The sequence below is a fragment of the Streptomyces sp. NPDC037273 genome (genome assembly GCF_055603625.1).
In genome coordinates, this window is the sequence record NZ_JBVJVO010000023.1 from 22,165 (window position 1) to 39,842 (window position 17,678).

Genomic DNA, 17,678 nt, shown 5'->3' on the forward strand with positions numbered 1-17,678 from the left:
CGGTACGGGCACATCCGGCCAGGACAGGAACAGACGAGCGACAAGGAGCGGACCCGGTGGTCACCAGCGATCAGCGGCGGCGGCAGCTTGCCAGGGAGAAGTACGCGCGGCAGCAGCAGCGGCGGGAGGAGAACCGGCGGAAGGCGAAGCGCCGCAACACCGTCATCGCGGCCTCCCTCGCGGTGGTACTGGCCGCGGGCGGTGCCGTCTACGCCTCCGTGGCGCTGACGGGCGACCGCGACAAGGGTTCGGACAACACGGCGGCCGACTCGCCGACCACGGCCGCGCCCACGCCCTCGCAGTCCGAGGAGAAGAGCCCGGAGCCGAAGCTGACGGTGGACACGAAGGCTTCGTACGCGATGGCGCTCAAGACGAACGCGGGCGCCATCACGATCACCATGGACGCGGCGAAGACCCCGCGCACGGTGAACTCCTTCGCGCACCTCGCCGCCAAGAAGTACTTCGACGGGACCAAGTGCCACCGGCTCACCACCCAGGGCATCTTCGTGCTCCAGTGCGGCGACCCCAAGGGCGACGGCACCGGCGGCCCCGGCTACACCATCCCGGACGAGAACCTGAACGCGCTGGGCAAGGCGGGCAAGGACGGCTCGGTGACCTACCCGGCCGGCACCGTCGCGATGGCCAACACCGGGCAGCCGGGCACCGGCGGCTCGCAGTTCTTCCTCGTCTACAAGGACACGAAGCTGCCGCCGAGCTACACCCCGTTCGGCAAGATCGACGCGGCCGGTCTCAAGGCCGTCCAGGACGTGGCCGCGGCCGGTGTCGAGGGCGGTGCCACCGACGGCGCCCCCAAGAAGGCCGTCACCATCGAGAAGGCGACCGTCGCGAAGAAGTGAGCCGGGCGTCCGCACTCGCGCGACCGTGGAATCTCGGTCGCGCTGAGTGCGGACAGCCGGGCCGCCGTTCGCCTAGATTGGCGTTGTGCAGCGTGGGCCGTCGGCCGCGCTGCGGAAGGCGGGCGAGGCCCGCCGGGAAACTGTGGACGATGCCCGGGGGGTACGACCCCGCGACGGCATCATGGTGAGGAGGCGCTGTGAGCAGCGACCCGTGGGGCCGCGTCGACGAGACGGGCACCGTGTACGTGCGGACGGCCGAGGGCGAGAAGGTCGTCGGATCGTGGCAGGCCGGCACCCCTGAGGAGGCCCTGGCCTACTTCGAGCGCAAGTACGAGGGCCTGGTGGTCGAGATCGGCCTCCTCGAGAAGCGCGTGAGGACCACCGACCTGTCGGCGAAGGACGCCACCGCGGCGATCGAGCACATCCGGCAGCAGGTCGACGAGCACCACGCCGTCGGCGACCTGGCCGCGCTCGCCGCCCGGCTGGACAAGCTCGTCGAGTCGGTCGACTCGCGCCGCGAGGAGCGCAAGGCCCAGAAGGCGAAGCAGACCGACGAGGCCCGCACCGCCAAGGAGAAGCTCGTCACCGAGGCCGAGGAACTGGCCCAGAGCGAGCAGTGGCGTTCGGCCGGCGAGCGGCTGCGTGCGCTCGTGGACACCTGGAAGGGTCTCCCCCGGCTCGACCGCAAGTCGGACGACGAGCTGTGGCACCGCTTCTCGCACGCCCGCTCGGCGTTCTCGAAGCGCCGCAAGGCCCACTTCGCCTCGCTGGACGCGCAGCGCGAGGACGCCCGCAAGGCGAAGGAGCGTCTGGTCGCCGAGGCGGAGTCGCTGTCGAACTCCACCGACTGGGGAACCACGGCGGCCCGCTACCGCGACCTGATGACGGAGTGGAAGGCGGCCGGCCGCGCCCAGCGCGAGCACGAGGACGACCTGTGGAACCGCTTCCGCGGCGCCCAGGACGTCTTCTTCGCGGCGCGGAGCGGGGTCTTCGCCGAGCGGGACGCGGAGCAGACCGAGAACCTCAAGCTGAAGGAGGAGCTCGCCACCGAGGCCGAGAAGCTGGTGCCGGTGACGGACCTGAAGGCGGCCCGCGCGGCCTTCCGCTCCCTCAACGAGCGCTGGGAGGCCATCGGCCACGTCCCGCGTGACGCCCGCCCGAAGGTCGAGGGCCGGATGCACACGGTGGAGAAGGCGATCCAGGAGGCCGAGGAGGCCGAGTGGCGCCGGACGAACCCGGAGGCGCGCGCGCGTGCCGCGGGTCTGACCGGTCAGCTCCAGGACGCCGTCGAGAAGCTGCGCAAGCAGATCGACGCGGCCCGTGCCGCCGGCAACGACGCCAAGGCCGACAAGCTCGCCCGCGAGCTCGAAGGCCGCCAGGCGCTGCTCGACCAGGCCCTGAAGGGCCTGGAGGAGTTCGGCGGCTGACACCCCGGCTCCCCAGAGGTACGAGGAAGGCCCCCGGCGCGATGCCGGGGGCCTTCCTCGTCCGTACGGCTACGGGCGCCGGGCGCTGGTCACGCGGTAGACGTCGTAGACGCCCTCCACGCCCCGCACGGCCTTCAGGACGTGGCCCAGGTGCTTCGGGTCGCCCATCTCGAAGGTGAAGCGGGAGGTGGCCACCCGGTCGCGGGAGGTCTGGACGGCCGCCGACAGGATGTTGACGTGCTGGTCCGAGAGGACCCGGGTGACGTCGGAGAGCAGCCGGGACCGGTCGAGGGCCTCGACCTGGATCGCGACGAGGAAGACCGAGGACTGGGTCGGGGCCCACTCGACCTCCAGGATGCGCTCCGGCTCCCGGGACAGCGATTCCACGTTGACGCAGTCGCTGCGGTGAACCGATACGCCACTGCCCCGGGTGACGAAGCCGATGATCGGGTCGCCGGGCACGGGCGTACAGCAGCGGGCCAGCTTCACCCAGACGTCCTCGACGCCCTTCACGACGACGCCGGGGTCCGCGTTGGAGCGGCGCTTGGAGCGGCCGCGGGCCGGCGGTGCGACCTCCTCGATGTCCTCGGTGGCGGCCTCCTCGCCGCCGAGCGCCTGCACCAGCTTCTGCACGATGGACTGGGCGGTGACGTGGCCCTCGCCGATCGCCGCGTACAGCGAGGAGATGTCGGTGTAGCGCATCTCGTGGGCGAGGGTGACGAGGGAGTCGCCGGTCAGGATGCGCTGGATCGGCAGGTTCTGCTTGCGCATGGCCCGCGCGATGGCGTCCTTGCCCTGCTCGATGGCCTCGTCGCGGCGCTCCTTGGAGAACCAGGCGCGGATCTTGTTCCGGGCGCGCGGGGACTTGACGAAGCCGAGCCAGTCGCGGGAGGGCCCGGCTCCGGCGGCCTTGGAGGTGAAGACCTCGACCAGGTCGCCGTTGTCGAGGGTCGATTCGAGCGGCACGAGCCGCCCGTTGACCCGCGCCCCTATGGTGCGGTGGCCGACCTCGGTGTGGACGGCGTACGAGAAGTCGACCGGGGTGGCGCCGGCGGGCAGCGCGATGACATCGCCCTTGGGGGTGAAGACGAAGACCTCGTTGCGGGAGAGGTCGAAGCGCAGGGACTCCAGGAACTCGCTGGGGTCCTCGGTCTCCTTCTGCCAGTCGAGGAGCTGACGCAGCCACGCCATGTCGTTGAGGTGGTCGTCCTTGCCGGCCTTCTTGGGCACGTCGGCGCGGACCTTGGAGGCGCCCGCGACGGCCTCCTGCTTGTACTTCCAGTGCGCGGCGATGCCGTACTCGGCCCGCCGGTGCATGTCGAAGGTGCGGATCTGGAGCTCGACGGGCTTGCCGTTGGGTCCGATGACCGTCGTGTGCAGCGACTGGTACATGTTGAACTTCGGCATCGCGATGTAGTCCTTGAACCGGCCGGGGACCGGGTTCCATCGCGCGTGGACGGTGCCGAGGGCCGCGTAGCAGTCGCGGACGGTGTCCACGAGGACGCGGATGCCGACCAGGTCGTAGATCTCCGCGAAGTCACGGCCGCGGACGATCATCTTCTGGTAGACGCTGTAGTAGTGCTTCGGCCGACCGGTGACGGTGGCCTTGATCCGGGCGGCGCGCAGGTCGGCCTGGACCTCGTCGGTCACTATGGCGAGGTACTCGTCCCGCTTGGGGGCGCGCTCGGCGACGAGCCGGACGATCTCGTCGTACATCTTGGGGTAGAGGATCGCGAAGGCGAGGTCCTCCAGCTCCCACTTGATGGTGTTCATGCCCAGGCGGTGGGCCAGGGGCGCGTAGATCTCAAGCGTCTCGCGGGCCTTCTTCTCCTGCTTCTCCCGCTTGAGGTAGCGCATGGTGCGCATGTTGTGCAGGCGGTCGGCGAGCTTGATGACCAGGACGCGCGGGTCCTTGGCCATGGCGACGACCATCTTGCGGACGGTCTCGGCCTGGGCGGCCTCGCCGAACTTGACCTTGTCGAGCTTGGTGACGCCGTCGACGAGCAGCGCGACCTGGTCGCCGAAGTCGCGGCGCAGGGTCTCCAGGCCGTACTCGGTGTCCTCGACCGTGTCGTGCAGCAGGCCGGCCATCAGCGTCGCCGGGTCCATGCCGAGCTCGGCGAGGATGGTCGTCACGGCGAGCGGGTGCGTGATGTACGGGTCGCCGCTCTTGCGCTTCTGGCCGCGGTGCCACCGCTCGGCGACCTGGTAGGCGGTCTCGATCTGGCGGAGGGTCGCCGTCTCGATCTTGGGGTCGTTGGAGCGGACGATCCGCAGCAGCGGTTCGAGGACCGGGTTGTACGGGGAGGAACGCTGCACGCCCAGGCGGGCGAGGCGGGCGCGGACCCGGTTGGAGGAGCCTCCCGAGCGGGCCGGGGCGGCCGGGGCCGGGCGGGCGGTCGAGGCCGGGACCGGTGCGGGCGGCGGCTTGGGCGCCTCGGGCGCGGGCCCGGTCTCCGCGGGCTTGTTCTGGGGCGCGCCGGTTCCCGTCGCGGCCTTCTCGGCCTTCGGGTCGGGCTGCGCGGCGGAGAGTGACTGGGCCTCGTCTGGCAAGAGCGCTCCTCGTGCGTCGCCGGGTCCCCCGGTCAGGCCCGGAAAGGCCATGGTATCGAGCCAACAGTGCCCGTGCTCACGCGCCCGGGTTTCGGATGGCTTCCCGAGGGGCAGCGCGGCGCGGGAGGGGCACGTACCGGAGAACGCGAAGGGGCGCCCCGGGGATTCCCCGGAGCGCCCCCGTCAGGGCGGACCCTGACGTCAGACCGTGATCAGCGCCTTGAGCGGGGCACCGCCCAGGGCCGGCTCCAGCCGGGCGCGGCCCGGCAGGAAGCTCAGCTCCATGAGGACGGCGACGCCCGCGACCTCGGCGCCGGCCCGGCGGATGAGCTCGATCGAGGCCTCGGCCGTGCCGCCGGTGGCGAGGACGTCGTCGATCACCATGACGCGGTCGCCCGCGGCCAGGTCCTCGGCGTGCACCTCGATCTCGGCGGTGCCGTACTCCAGCTCGTACGCCTGGCTCAGCGTGGCCCCGGGGAGCTTGCCGGCCTTGCGGACCGGGATGAAGCCCAGGCCCGCGCGGACGGCCACCGGGGCGGCCAGGATGAAGCCGCGCGCCTCCAGGCCGACGATCTTCGTCGCGCCGTGCGCGGTGCACAGCCCGGCGAGGGTGTCGGTCAGCGCCGTGAACGCCACCGGGTCCGCGAGCAGCGGCGTGATGTCCTTGAACAGCACGCCCGGCTTCGGGTAGTCGGGGACGTCACGGATGCGGCTGAGCAGGAGCTCGGTGACGTCCTGGGCCTCGGCGGTCATCCGTGCTGCTCCTGGGTGCCGCGACGGCCCGACCGGGGACCCACGACGGCGGTCTCGGCGGACAGCGCGTCCGTCTCGTCCGCGGCCTCGCCCTTGGCGGCGGCGCTCGCGCGCTTGGCCAGGATGCGCTTCTTCAGGGCCTTGATCGACGGCTCGCGCTCCTTGAGGTCGGCGACGAGCGGCGTGGCGATGAAGATCGAGGAGTACGCGCCGGCGGCGAGACCCACGAACAGCGACAGCGAGATGTCGTTCAGCATGCCGGCGCCGAGGACGCCGCCACCGATGAAGAGCAGGCCGGCGACCGGCAGCAGCGCGACGACGGTGGTGTTGATCGAACGGACCAGGGTGCCGTTGATCGAGCGGTTGGCCAGCTCGCTGTAGGTGAAGCGGGTCTGCTTGGTGATGTCCTTCGTCTGCTCCTTGAGCGAGTCGAAGACCACGACCGTGTCGTACAGCGAGTAACCGAGGATCGTCAGCAGACCGATGACCGTACCGACGGTGACCTCGAAGCCGACCAGCGAGTAGATGCCGACGGTGATCGTGAGGTCGTGGATGAGGGCCACGAGTGCCGCGACCGCCATTCTCCACTCGAAGGCGATGGCCAGGTAGATCACCACGAGGATCATGAAGACCGCCAGGCCGGTCCAGGCCTTGGTGGCGATCTGCTCACCCCAGCTGGGGCCGACGAGCTCCGCCGCGATCTTGTCCTCGGGGACGTTCAGGTCCTTGGCGAGCTCCGCGCGGACCTGGTCGGACTTGGCCGTGTCCAGACCGCCGACCTGGATGCGGAGCGAGCCGTTGCCGAGCTGCTGGACGATCGCGTCGTGGCCGGAGGCCTCTTCCGCGTACTCCTGCGCCTGGCTGACGGAGACGTCCGTCTTCGGGGTCGTGAAGACGGCACCGCCCTGGAACTCGATGCCCATGTTGAGGCCGCGGACGGCCAGGGCGACGATGGCGGTGATGGTGATCAGGATGGACAGGCCGTACCAGATCTTGCGGTTGCCGATGAAGTCGTAACCGACCTCACCGCGGTGGAGCCGGGCGCCGAGATCTCCGAGCTTCGACATCTCACGCCTCCTTCGCGTCGACGGGGGCGTGGGCACGGCGGGTGCGGCGCAGCGGCGGCTTGGCGCCGAGTCGCTTCGGGTCGAGACCGGACCACGGGTGGCCGTTGCCGAAGAACTTGGTCCGGGCCAGGAGCGTCATGACCGGCTTGGTGAAGAGGAACACCACGACGACGTCGAGCAGGGTGGTCAGGCCGAGCGTGAACGCGAAGCCCTGGACCTTGCCGACGGTGACGATGAAGAGCACGGCCGCGGCCAGGAACGATACGAAGTCGGAGACCATGATGGTGCGGCGGGCACGCGGCCAGGCGCGCTCGACGGCCGGGCGGAGCGTGCGGCCCTCGCGGAGCTCGTCGCGGATCCGCTCGAAGTACACGATGAACGAGTCCGCGGTGATACCGATGGCGACGATGGCGCCACAGACGGCCGGCAGGTTCAGCGCGAAGCCGATGGCCGGGCCGAGCAGGGCCATGATCACGTAGGTGAGGAGCGCCGAGACGCCGAGGCTCAGGATCGCGATCAGCGACAGGCCGCGGTAGTAGGCGACCAGGTAGATGATGACCAGCGCGAGGCCGATGGCGCCCGCGATGAGGCCCGCCTCCAGCTGGTCGCCGCCGAGGGCGGCGGTGACGGTGTCGACGCTCTGCGTCTCGAACGTCAGGGGCAGGGCGCCGTAGGACAGGATGTTGCCGAGGTCCTGGGCCGACTGCTGGTTGAAGTTGCCGGAGATCTCCGCGCTGGCGCTGAGCGTCTGGCGCACCGACGGGGCCGAGACGACCTCGCCGTCCAGGACGATCGCGAAGCGGTTCTGCGGGTCGGTCTGCGCCGACAGCTTGCTGGTGATCGACTGGAACTTCTTCGCACCGCCGTCGGTGAAGTCCATCGTGACGATCCACATGCCGCGCTGCTGGTCGAGGACGCCCTTGGCGTCGTCGACGTCACGGCCGTCGACCTCGGCCGGGCCGAGGATGTACTTCGACCAGACGCCCGGGGCGTCCTCGCCGCACGCGACGGTGGGCTGGTCGGCCTTGACGCCCTGACCGGCGGCGCTGCGCTGCTTCGGGTCGAGGCAGTTCAGGTCGGTGAACTTCTTCTCCAGCGCCGTGGTGGCGGCGTCGGGCTTCGGGGTCGCCTGCGGGGTCCCGGTGGCCTTCGGCTTCGCGGAGGAGCTCGCGGTGGGCGTCGGGCTCGGGGCCTTGAGGGCCTCGGTGACCGCGCGGCCCTGGGTGGAGGCGGTGGCCGTCGGGGTCGCCGACTTCTTCTCGCCCGCGGTGGAGCCGGTGGCGGAGGCCGAGGGCTTGGCCGAGGGGGTGCCCGAGGGCGTGGCGCTCGGGGCCGCCTGCGGCGCGCCGTTCGTCACGGCGAGAACGGGCCGGAAGTAGAGCTGGGCGGTGGTACCGACCTGCTCACGGGCCTGCTTCTCGTTCGTCCCGCGAGGGATGTTGACGATGATGTTCTCGCGGCCCTGCGTCTGGACCTCGGCCTCGGAGACACCCAGACCGTTGACGCGGCGCTCGATGATGCCGACCGCCGTGTTCATGTTGGTCTCGTTGACCGCCGACTCCTGGCCGGGCTCTGCCTTGGCCTTGAGCGTGATCGACGTACCGCCGGCGAGGTCGATGCCGAGGCGCGGGGTGGTGTGCCCCGACCAGAACATGCCGCCGGTGAGCGCGACCATGGCGATCAGGATGATTGCCAGGGCGCGGCCCGGGCGGCTCTGTCCCCCCGCCGGCCTTCGGCCCTTCTTCGGTGCTGCCACCTGTCGTATCTCCCTGTCCAACCGCCCCGCGCCGGGTGTGCGCGAGGCGGCCACGAAGTGTGTGTGGGGACCTGCCCCCGCAGACGTGGAACCGTTCCGGGGGCCGCGCTCGCCGGTGGGCGTGCGCGCGGTCCCCGGCCGCGACTACTTCGCGTCGGTCTCGCCGTCGGTCTTGCCGTCCTTCTGGCCCTCGGTGCCGTCCTCGGCCGCGTCCGACTTCTTCGTCAGGTCGGCCTTCGGCGCGTCCGTCTCCGTGGCCTCGGCCTCGGCGGTCTCGGTGAGCGAGGAGGCGTCGTCCGGGACGACGGTGTCGGTGTCCGACTCCGGCTCGTCGCCGTGGACGATGCGGTTGTACTCGGCGTCATCGAGGACCGCGCCGATCGCGTTCTTGGCGTAGACCGCGTGCACGCCGGGAGCGACCTCGAGGAGGACGGTCTCGTCGCCGATCTCCTTGACCGTGGCGTACATCCCCCCGATCGTCCGTACGCCGGTGCCGGGCTGCATCTCGTCGCGCATCTGCGCCGCCGCCTGCTGCTTCTTCTTGGCGGAGCGGGTCATCAGGAACATGGCCCCGATGAGGACGATGAAGGGGAGGAGGGTCACGATGTTCACGGGACGGGATTCCTTCGCATGGTCGCGGAGAACCCGCGGCCTGATCTTCGGGGGTGGGCGCGCCGACCGGAAAGGGCGGCATCGGCGGAGTCTAGGCGAGTCCGCATCGACTGAACAACGTCCAGCATCGCACCCCGGTTCCGGTCCGGGCGAGTGTCGCCACCGTCACGCCCCGAAGAGCCCCTGTTGTCCCATTCCCGCGCCGCCCGGGCCCGCTGCCTGCGGCGGAACGAGTCCGAGGTGCGCCCACGCGGCGGGCGTGGCGACCCGGCCACGGGGCGTGCGGGCCAGCAGTCCCTCGCGTACGAGGAAGGGTTCGGCCACCTCCTCGACGGTCTCGCGCTCCTCCCCCACGGCGACCGCGAGGGTGGAAAGACCGACCGGTCCGCCGCCGAAGAGCTTGAGGAGGGCTTCGAGGACGGCGCGGTCGAGCCGGTCGAGGCCGCGGCCGTCGACCTCGTACACGCTGAGGGCGGCCTCGGAGATCTCGCGGGTGATCGTTCCGTCGGCCTTGACCTGCGCGTAGTCGCGGACGCGGCGCAGCAGGCGGTTGGCGATGCGGGGGGTGCCGCGGGAGCGGCCCGCGATCTCGGCGGCGCCCGCCGGGTCGATCTCGACGTCGAGGAGGCCCGCGGAGCGGTGGATCACCCGCTGGAGCTCGCCCGCGTCGTAGAACTCCATGTGGCCGGTGAAGCCGAAGCGGTCGCGCAGCGGGGGCGGCAGGAGTCCGGCCCGGGTGGTGGCGCCGACCAGGGTGAAGGGCGGCAGTTCGAGCGGGATGGCGGTAGCGCCGGGGCCCTTGCCGACGATGACGTCGACGCGGAAGTCCTCCATCGCCATGTAGAGCATCTCCTCGGCGGGCCGGGACATCCGGTGGATCTCGTCGAGGAAGAGGATCTCGCCCTCCTGGAGGGAGGAGAGGATCGCGGCGAGGTCGCCGGCGTGCTGGATGGCGGGGCCCGAGGTGATGCGGATCGGGGCGCCCATCTCGGCCGCGATGATCATCGACAGGGTGGTCTTGCCGAGGCCGGGGGCGCCGGAGAGCAGCACGTGGTCGGCGGTGGCACCGCGCTGGCGAGCGGCCTTGAGGACCAGGTCGAGCTGCTGGCGGACCTTCTCCTGGCCGACGAACTCGCTGAGGTCCTTGGGGCGCAGGGCCGCCTCGACGGCCTGGTCGTCCCCTTCGGCGGAGGCGCCGACGATGCGCGCCTCGGCCTCGGCTGCCTCGGCGGTGATGTCGTCGTCCCAGTTCACGGTGGATGCCTTCTCGTTCGTACGGGTCAGGTCGGCGGGGCCGGCGGGTCAGCGGGTCCGGTTGAGGGTCTGCAGCGCGGCGCGCAGCAGCTGCGGTACGGGGGCGGTGCCGGTCTCGGCGAGGGCGGCCTCGGCCTGCGGGGTGACGGCGCTGACGGCCTCCTCCGCCTCGCGGCTCGCGTAGCCCAGGCCGATCAGCGCGGCGGAGAGCTGCTCGGTCCACGGGGCGGGGCCGGCGGCGGCGCGCTGGGCGCCGACGAGGCCGCTGCTGCCGAGCGGGGTGCCGAGCTTGTCCTTCAGTTCGAGAAGGAGCTTCTGCGCGCCCTTCTTGCCGATGCCGGGGACGGCGGTGAGCGCCTTCTCGTCGCCGGTGGAGACGGCCAGCCGCAGGGCGTCGGGGCTGTGCACGCCGAGCATGGCCTGGGCGAGGCGGGGGCCGACGCCGCTGGCGGTCTGGAGCAGCTCGAACACCTGCCGCTCGTCGTCGTCGGCGAAGCCGTACAGGGTGAGGGAGTCCTCGCGGACGACCAGCGAGGTGGCGAGCCGGGCCTCCTGGCCGATCCGCAGCGCGGAGAGGGTGTTGGGCGTGCACTGGACGGCCATGCCCACGCCGCCGACCTCGATCACGGCGGTGGTGGGGGCGAGCGCGGCGACCGGGCCGCTGACGAAGGCGATCATCGGGTTCGGCCTTTCACTGCGGACGCCTGCTGGGCGACCGCCTGCTGGAGACGGTTCTGGGCGACGGCCTGCTGGAGGCGGTTCTGCGCGGGGGCCCGCCAGATGTGACAGATGGCGAGGGCGAGCGCGTCGGCGGCGTCGGCCGGTTTCGGCGGGGCGGAGAGCCGGAGCAGCCGGGTCACCATGGCGCCGACCTGCGCCTTGTCGGCGCGTCCGCTGCCGGTGACGGCGGCCTTGACCTCGCTGGGGGTGTGCAGGGCGACGGGGATGCCGCGGCGCGAGGCGCAGAGCATGGCGACCGCGCTCGCCTGGGCGGTGCCCATCACCGTACGCACGTTGTGCTGGCTGAACACCCGCTCCACGGCGACCAGTTCGGGTGAGAAGCGGTCGAGCCACTCCTCGATGCCGCGCTCGATGCCGACCAGCCGCACACCGATGTCCGCCTCGGCGGGCGTCCGCACCACGCCGACGCCGAGCATGGTCAGGGGCCGTCCGGCGACGCCCTCGACGACGCCGATTCCGCACCGGGTGAGACCCGGGTCCACCCCGAGTACGCGCACGGCACCCTCCCCTGATCGCAAGTCTGTTTGTGCAGGCTATCGGGTGGCACTGACAACGCAGCGGGCCGACGGGGTGTGTCCCGTCGCCCCGCTGTGTGGAAGGTCCGCGATCAGGCGTCGACCTTCGCCATGACCTCGTCGCTGACGTCGAAGTTGGCGAAGACGTTCTGCACGTCGTCGCTGTCCTCCAGCGCGTCGATCAGCTTGAACATCTTGCGCGCGCCCTCCTCGTCCAGCTCGACCTGCATGGTCGGGACGAACTGGGACTCGGCCGAGTCGTAGTCGATGCCGGCCCCCTGGAGGGCGGTACGGACCGCGACCAGGTCGGTGGACTCGCTGATGATCTCGAAGGAGTCACCGAGGTCGTTGACCTCCTCGGCGCCCGCGTCGAGCACGACCTCGAGGACGTCGTCCTCGGTCTGCTCGCCCTTCGGGAGCACGACGACACCCTTGCGGTTGAACAGGTACGAGACCGAGCCCGGGTCGGCCATGGAGCCGCCGTTGCGGGTCATGGCGACACGCACGTCGGACGCGGCACGGTTGCGGTTGTCGGTGAGGCACTCGATGAGCACCGCGACACCGTTCGGGCCGTAGCCCTCGTACATGATCGTGTCGTAGTCGACGCCGCCGGCCTCGAGGCCGCCGCCGCGCTTCACCGCGGAGTCGATGTTCTTGTTCGGGACCGAGCTCTTCTTCGCCTTCTGGATGGCGTCGAACAGCGTCGGGTTGCCCTCGGGGTCGGCACCGCCGGTGCGGGCCGCGACCTCGATGTTCTTGATCAGCTTCGCGAAGAGCTTGCCGCGCTTGGCGTCGATCACGGCCTTCTTGTGCTTCGTCGTAGCCCATTTAGAGTGGCCGGACATCTGCCTGTCTCCTTCGCGTAACCCATTTCTGAACGAACCCCAGAGATCCTACCGGGATCGGATCAGCCCGCTGCGCGCACCATGTCGACGAACAGGGCGTGAATGCGGTGATCCCCGGTGAGCTCGGGGTGGAACGAGGTCGCCAGCGCGTTCCCCTGGCGTACGGCGACGATGTGGCCGCCGTGTTCGGCGAGGACCTCGACCTGGGCGCCGACGGACTCGACCCACGGGGCGCGGATGAAGACGCCCTCGACGGGGCCGTCCTCGATGCCCGTGACGGTCACGCCCGCCTCGAACGACTCGTTCTGCCGTCCGAAGGCGTTGCGGCGGACGATCATGTCGATGCCGCCGAAGGTCTCCTGGCCCGAACGCGGGTCGAGGATCTTGTCGGCCAGCATGATCAGACCGGCGCAGGTGCCGTAGACCGGCAGTCCGGCGGCGATGCGCTCGCGCAGCGGCTCCATGAGGCCGAAGAGCGCGGCCAGCTTGGAGATGGTGGTGGACTCGCCACCGGGGATGACGAGCCCGTCGACCTCGGCGAGCTCCTCGGGGCGCCTCACCGGCCTGGCCACGGCGTCAGCCGCGGCCAGGGCGATCAGGTGCTCCCGTACGTCGCCCTGGAGAGCCAGGACACCAATGACGGGAGAGGGGTTCATCGGTGCTTACCAGCCCCGGTTGGCGTAGCGCTCGGACTCGGGGAGGGTGTCGCAGTTGATGCCGACCATGGCCTCGCCCAGGTTGCGGGAGGCGTCCGCGATGATCTTCGGGTCGTCGTAGAAGGTGGTGGCCTTCACGATGGCGGCGGCGCGCTTGGCCGGGTCGCCCGACTTGAAGATGCCGGAACCGACGAAGACGCCCTCGGCACCGAGCTGGCGCATCAGCGCGGCGTCGGCGGGGGTGGCGACGCCACCGGCGGAGAACAGCACGACCGGCAGCTTGCCGAGCTCGGCGACCTCCTTGACGAGCTCGTACGGGGCGCGCAGCTCCTTGGCGGCGGCGAACAGCTCGTTGTTGTCGAAGCCGCGCAGCTTGGCGATCTCGTTCTTGATCTGGCGCAGGTGGCGGACGGCCTCGACGACGTTGCCGGTGCCGGCCTCGCCCTTGGAGCGGATCATGGCCGCGCCCTCGGCGATGCGGCGCAGGGCCTCGCCCAGGTTGGTGGCGCCACAGACGAAGGGGGTCGTGAAGGCCCACTTGTCGGAGTGGTTGACCTCGTCGGCCGGGGTCAGGACCTCGGACTCGTCGATGTAGTCGACGCCGAGGGACTGCAGGACCTGGGCCTCGACGAAGTGACCGATGCGGGACTTGGCCATGACCGGGATGGAGACCGCGCCGATGATCTCTTCGATCATGTTCGGGTCGGACATGCGGGCCACGCCGCCGTCCTTGCGGATGTCCGCGGGGACCCGCTCCAGGGCCATGACGGCCACGGCGCCGGCGTCCTCGGCGATCTTCGCCTGCTCGGCGTTGACCACGTCCATGATCACGCCGCCCTTGAGCTGCTCGGCCATGCCGCGCTTCACACGGGCGGTGCCGGTCTCGGGGGACTGGGGGGAGGGGGAAGGCGTGGTGGACACAAGTACCTCACTCGTGACAACAGCGATTGACGACACAGTGAGGAAACAGTCCACCGGGGGTCCACATCAAGGGCCAATGTGGACCCGGTGGATCGTTTTCGCAGGTTACGAGGCGTCAGGCCGGACGATCGGCAAGGGCCACCGGCGGCTCGTCGTCCATTTCGAAGGCCAGCGGGAACGGGGCGTGGCCCGCGAGCCGGAACCAGCGGACCTTGCGGTGGCGGCGCAGCGCCCGGGCCGCCCGCACCGCGTCGTTGTGGAACCGGCGGGCCATCGGCACCCGGCGCACCGCCTGCGCCAGCTCCCCGGCCGCCTCCTCGCCCCCGGGCGCCTCCCTTACGAGCTCCACCTGCTCCGGCTCGCCGAACACGGCCCGCAGCGCCTGGCTCAGCTCGCTCTCGGCGACCTCACGCTGGTCCTCCTCCGCCTGCCGGGCCGCGTGCGCCGCCTCGTACAGCACGATCGACGCCGCCGGGTCCAGCACCCCCGACGTCGCCAGCTCCTGCGTGACCGATGCCCGGCGCAACAGCTGCGCGTCGAGCGCCGCGCGGGCCGCGTCGATGCGCGCGTGCAGCCGGTCGAGCCGCCCGGCGGTCCAGCTCAGATACACGCCGATGAAAATCAGCCCGACAACTGTCCAAATCACGGTTTCGATCACGGGCGCACAGGCTACCCGTGACCCGCCCCCGGGCCCCGCCCGTCACCCGCCGCCGCGCGGGCCGTGGCGGGCCCGGGTCAGAGGCGGAGGCGGGCGCGGAGGCCCGGGCGTTCGTCGGTGTCGACGGCGGCGGCGCCGGAGGCGACGGTCTCGTAGACGGCGAGGATGTCGGCGCCGACGGTCGACCAGTCGAAGCGGCGGACGTGGGCGGAGCCACGCGCGCTGAGCTCGGCCCGCCGGGCCTCGTCGCCGAGCAGACGGATCGCCGCGGAGGCCAGCGCGTCGGCGTCCTCGTTGGCGAAGAGCTCCCCGGCCCCGCCCTGGTCGAGGACCTGGGCGAAGGCGTCGAGGTCGGCGGCGAGTACGGGCGCGCCCGCCGACATCGCCTCGACGAGGATGATGCCGAAGCTCTCACCGCCGGTGTTGGGCGCCAGGTACACGTCGACGCTGCGCAGCAGCCGCGCCTTGTCCTCGTCGCTCACCATGCCGAGGAACTCGACACGGGAGCGCATCTCGGCCGGCAGCGACGCCACCGCCTCCTCCTCGTCACCCCGCCCGGCGACGAGGAGCCGGGCGTTCGGGCGCTCGGTGAGGATGCGGGGCAGGGCGCGCATGAGGACGGGCAGGCCCTTCCTCGGTTCGTCGATCCGGCCGATGAAGCCGAGGGTCTCGCCCTGCCACTCCTTCTTCGGTTCGGCGCGGGCGAAGAAGTCCACGTCGACGCCGTTCGGGATGAGGACGGCGTCGCCGCCGAGGTGCTCGACCAGCGTGCGGCGCGCGTACTCGCTCACCGCGATCCGCGCGCTGATCTTCTCCAGGGCGGGCTGGAGGATCGGGTACGCCGCGATCATCGCGCGCGAGCGCGGGTTCGAGGTGTGGAAGGTGGCCACGATCGGCCCCTGCGCCGCCCAGCAGGTCAGCAGCCCCAGGGACGGCGAGGTCGGCTCGTGGATGTGCACCACGTCGAAGGTGCCGTCGTGCAGCCAGCGGCGTACCCGCGCGGCGGAGAGGAAGCCGAAGCTGAGCCGGGCCACCGAGCCGTTGTACGAGACCGGCACCGCCCGGCCCGCGGAGACGACGTACGGCGGCAGCGGGGTGTCGTCGTCGGCGGGGGCCAGGACGGAGACGTCGTGGCCGAGCCGGATGAGGTGCTCCGCGAGGTCGCGGATGTGGAACTGGACGCCGCCCGGCACGTCCCAGGAGTACGGACAGACGATCCCGATCTTCACGCGCCCGGTCCCTCCCGCTCCTCAAGGTCCGCGAGCCACAGTCGTTGCAGCATGTGCCAGTCCTCCGGATGGTCCGCGATGCCGCCGGCGAACGCGTCGGCGAGTTCCTGTGTCATCACGGACGTCTTCTCGGCCCGCGTACCTGACTCGGGGACGTCGATCGGCGGGTGGATCCGCCCCCGCATGACCGCCGCGTCGTCGTACCAGAGGGTCACGGGCAGCAGGAGCGCGCCGGTCTGCTGGGCGAGTATGGCGGGGCCCGCGGGCATGCGGGCGGTGTCGCCGAAGAAGGTGACCTCGGTGCCGGAGGCGGAGAGGTCGCGGTCGGCGACGAGGCAGACGAGGCCGCCGGCCCGGAGGCGCCGGGCGAGGGTGCCGAAGGCGGAGCCGCCGGTGTGCGGCAGGACCTCCATGCCGAGGGACTCGCGGTAGGCGACGAACCGGTCGTACAGCGACTCCGGCTTGAGGCGCTCGGCGACGGTGGTGAACGGGACGCCGAGGGAGCGGGTGACCCAGACGCCGGCCAGGTCCCAGTTGGCGAGGTGCGGCAGGGCGAGGACGACTCCGCGCCCGGCGGCGAGGCCGTCCTTCAGATAGTGCGCGTCCTTGATGTCGACGCCCCGCTCGACCCGCTCCTTGCTCCAGGTCGGCAGCCGGAAGGACTCCATCCAGTACCGCATGTACGAGCGCATGCCGGCCTTCGACAGTTCCGCGAGCCGCTCGGGCGTGGCGTCCGGCACCACGCGCGCGAGGTTCGATTCGAGGCGCAGGACGCTCTTGCCGCGCCGCTTCCACGTCAGGTCGGCGATCCGCCGCCCGAGGCCGGTCGCCACCGGCTCGGGCAGCTTCTTCACGGTCGCCCAGCCGAGGCCGTACACCCCGTCGCTCAGCCGGTCCTTCAGCGCGCTCACGATGCCGCACCGCCGCCCTGGGCCGCGGCGGCGTCCGCCTCGGCCGATTCCCGCCGTACCGTGACGACCCGCTGTCCCAGGGTCACCGCGCTGCCGACGGCCACGATCCACAGGGCGATCGGGAGCAGCACCTGGATGCCGGGGACGCCGAAGGCGTGCAGCCCGGCGAGACCGGCGGCGACCAGCGAGATGACGAGCCGCTCCGCGCGTTCGATCAGACCGTTGACGGCGACCGGCAGGCCAATCGATTCGCCACGGGCCTTGGTGTACGAGACGACCTGGCCGCTGGCGAGGCAGAAGATCGCGACGGCGCACAGCACGTTGTCGTCGCCCTTGCCCGCGTACCAGAGGGCGAAGCCGCCGAAGATCGCGCCGTCGGCGACGCGGTCGAGCGTCGAGTCGAGGAAGGCGCCCCAGCGGCTGGAGATCCCCGCCTGCCGGGCCATGTTGCCGTCGACGAGGTCGGAGAAGACGAAGAGGGTGATGACGATCGTGCCCCAGAAGAACTCTCCTCGGGGGAAGAAGATCAGCGCACCGGCCATCACCCCCGCCGTGCCGATGAGCGTGACCGCGTCGGGGCTGACGCCCCGGCGGAGCAGAAACGCGGCGAACGGCGTGAGGACACGCGTGAAAAAGGCACGCGCGTACTTGTTCAGCATGGCCTTCCCGAGGTTCGGTGGGCCGCGCGGCCCCTACGACCACCGGCTCGCCCATCGTAGCCACGCGCGTCGCGCGGACGCGGCGGGCACCCGCCCCCGCCGCGTCGGCGTCCCCCGGCGGGCCCGCACGTGTACGACGTATGGACGCGTCCGGGCGGCGGTGCAAAGCTCGAAGGAACACCGCGGGCACCGCAGGAGCCGTACCGCGACACACCACTCCCCCGCGCCCGCGTCCCGCCGCATGTGCGAGCAGTCGGGAGGAAC

17 protein-coding genes are annotated in these 17,678 nt (G+C 71.2%); 2 read left to right on the forward strand and 15 right to left on the reverse strand.

Annotated features, from left to right (window positions below):
* Nucleotides 1–56: 56 nt before the first annotated feature.
* Both ACZ7G1_RS36440 and ACZ7G1_RS36445 read left to right on the forward strand, forming a co-directional pair.
* Nucleotides 57–857, forward strand: coding sequence for a peptidylprolyl isomerase (locus ACZ7G1_RS36440; protein ID WP_470879211.1), 801 nt, complete (start codon nt 57–59; stop codon nt 855–857).
* A 197-nt stretch (nt 858–1,054) separates the two neighbouring features.
* Complete coding sequence (locus ACZ7G1_RS36445) at nt 1,055–2,284, forward strand: DUF349 domain-containing protein (RefSeq protein ID WP_470879209.1); 1,230 nt, start codon at nt 1,055–1,057, stop codon at nt 2,282–2,284.
* Between the two features lie 69 nt (nt 2,285–2,353).
* Here the strand turns inward: ACZ7G1_RS36445 and ACZ7G1_RS36450 are convergent, their stop codons facing one another.
* The 15 genes from ACZ7G1_RS36450 to pgsA all read right to left on the reverse strand — a co-directional run bounded on the left by ACZ7G1_RS36450 (nt 2,354) and on the right by pgsA (nt 17,414).
* The gene (locus ACZ7G1_RS36450) at nt 2,354–4,837 is read right to left on the reverse strand and encodes a RelA/SpoT family protein (protein WP_470879207.1); all 2,484 of its coding nucleotides are present in this window, start codon (nt 4,835–4,837) and stop codon (nt 2,354–2,356) included.
* Nucleotides 4,838–5,038: 201 nt separating this feature from the next.
* Nucleotides 5,039–5,590 (reverse strand): adenine phosphoribosyltransferase, encoded by a 552-nt coding sequence (locus tag ACZ7G1_RS36455; RefSeq protein ID WP_367820365.1) that lies wholly within the window; start codon nt 5,588–5,590, stop codon nt 5,039–5,041.
* Nucleotides 5,587–6,657, reverse strand: coding sequence for a protein translocase subunit SecF (gene secF / locus ACZ7G1_RS36460; RefSeq protein WP_470879205.1), 1,071 nt, complete (start codon nt 6,655–6,657; stop codon nt 5,587–5,589). The genes ACZ7G1_RS36455 and secF overlap by 4 nt, the downstream gene beginning before the upstream one ends.
* Before the next feature lies 1 nt (nt 6,658).
* A complete protein-coding gene (gene secD, locus ACZ7G1_RS36465; protein ID WP_470879204.1) occupies nt 6,659–8,413 on the reverse strand; it encodes a protein translocase subunit SecD in 1,755 nt (584 codons plus the stop codon).
* A 144-nt stretch (nt 8,414–8,557) separates the two neighbouring features.
* On the reverse strand, nt 8,558–9,025 hold the full coding sequence (gene yajC / locus ACZ7G1_RS36470) for a preprotein translocase subunit YajC (RefSeq protein ID WP_470879203.1): 468 nt from the start codon (nt 9,023–9,025) through the stop codon (nt 8,558–8,560).
* A 165-nt stretch (nt 9,026–9,190) separates the two neighbouring features.
* The gene (gene ruvB, locus ACZ7G1_RS36475) at nt 9,191–10,279 is read right to left on the reverse strand and encodes a Holliday junction branch migration DNA helicase RuvB (RefSeq protein WP_470879201.1); all 1,089 of its coding nucleotides are present in this window, start codon (nt 10,277–10,279) and stop codon (nt 9,191–9,193) included.
* Nucleotides 10,280–10,327: 48 nt separating this feature from the next.
* Nucleotides 10,328–10,957 carry a Holliday junction branch migration protein RuvA gene (ruvA, locus tag ACZ7G1_RS36480; protein ID WP_470879199.1) on the reverse strand — a complete coding sequence of 210 codons (630 nt, stop codon included), beginning with the start codon at nt 10,955–10,957 and terminating at the stop codon, nt 10,328–10,330.
* Nucleotides 10,954–11,517, reverse strand: coding sequence for a crossover junction endodeoxyribonuclease RuvC (gene ruvC / locus ACZ7G1_RS36485; RefSeq protein ID WP_470879197.1), 564 nt, complete (start codon nt 11,515–11,517; stop codon nt 10,954–10,956). The genes ruvA and ruvC overlap by 4 nt, the downstream gene beginning before the upstream one ends.
* Nucleotides 11,518–11,627: 110 nt before the next feature.
* Nucleotides 11,628–12,380, reverse strand: a complete 753-nt coding sequence (locus ACZ7G1_RS36490; protein WP_470879196.1) for a YebC/PmpR family DNA-binding transcriptional regulator — start codon at nt 12,378–12,380, stop codon at nt 11,628–11,630.
* Nucleotides 12,381–12,442: 62 nt separating this feature from the next.
* The gene (gene pdxT / locus ACZ7G1_RS36495) at nt 12,443–13,036 is read right to left on the reverse strand and encodes a pyridoxal 5'-phosphate synthase glutaminase subunit PdxT (protein ID WP_470879194.1); all 594 of its coding nucleotides are present in this window, start codon (nt 13,034–13,036) and stop codon (nt 12,443–12,445) included.
* A 6-nt stretch (nt 13,037–13,042) separates the two neighbouring features.
* Nucleotides 13,043–13,957: a pyridoxal 5'-phosphate synthase lyase subunit PdxS gene (pdxS, locus tag ACZ7G1_RS36500; RefSeq protein WP_026058774.1), complete on the reverse strand. Its 915-nt coding sequence runs from the start codon at nt 13,955–13,957 to the stop codon at nt 13,043–13,045.
* 115 nt (nt 13,958–14,072) lie between these two features.
* Nucleotides 14,073–14,615: a hypothetical protein gene (locus tag ACZ7G1_RS36505; RefSeq protein WP_470879192.1), complete on the reverse strand. Its 543-nt coding sequence runs from the start codon at nt 14,613–14,615 to the stop codon at nt 14,073–14,075.
* A gap of 77 nt (nt 14,616–14,692) precedes the next feature.
* Nucleotides 14,693–15,844, reverse strand: a complete 1,152-nt coding sequence (locus ACZ7G1_RS36510; protein WP_470879190.1) for a glycosyltransferase family 4 protein — start codon at nt 15,842–15,844, stop codon at nt 14,693–14,695.
* The gene (locus ACZ7G1_RS36515) at nt 15,841–16,746 is read right to left on the reverse strand and encodes a phosphatidylinositol mannoside acyltransferase (RefSeq protein WP_470879330.1); all 906 of its coding nucleotides are present in this window, start codon (nt 16,744–16,746) and stop codon (nt 15,841–15,843) included. The genes ACZ7G1_RS36510 and ACZ7G1_RS36515 overlap by 4 nt, the downstream gene beginning before the upstream one ends.
* 5 nt (nt 16,747–16,751) lie before the next feature.
* Entirely contained in the window at nt 16,752–17,414 is a 663-nt protein-coding gene (gene pgsA, locus ACZ7G1_RS36520) for a phosphatidylinositol phosphate synthase (protein ID WP_470879188.1), read from the reverse strand.
* Between the last annotated feature and the right edge of the window lie 264 nt (nt 17,415–17,678).

What these genes read in the sequence shown, in the direction of transcription:
- ACZ7G1_RS36455 (WP_367820365.1), bottom strand. Translation starts at nt 5,590, where the DNA reads ATGACCGCCGAGGCCCAGGACGTCACCGAGCTCCTGCTCAGCCGCATC.
- secF (WP_470879205.1), bottom strand. Translation starts at nt 6,657, where the DNA reads ATGTCGAAGCTCGGAGATCTCGGCGCCCGGCTCCACCGCGGTGAGGTC.
- ruvA (WP_470879199.1), bottom strand. Translation starts at nt 10,957, where the DNA reads ATGATCGCCTTCGTCAGCGGCCCGGTCGCCGCGCTCGCCCCCACCACC.
- ACZ7G1_RS36490 (WP_470879196.1), bottom strand. Translation starts at nt 12,380, where the DNA reads ATGTCCGGCCACTCTAAATGGGCTACGACGAAGCACAAGAAGGCCGTG.
- pdxT (WP_470879194.1), bottom strand. Translation starts at nt 13,036, where the DNA reads ATGAACCCCTCTCCCGTCATTGGTGTCCTGGCTCTCCAGGGCGACGTA.
- pgsA (WP_470879188.1), bottom strand. Translation starts at nt 17,414, where the DNA reads ATGCTGAACAAGTACGCGCGTGCCTTTTTCACGCGTGTCCTCACGCCG.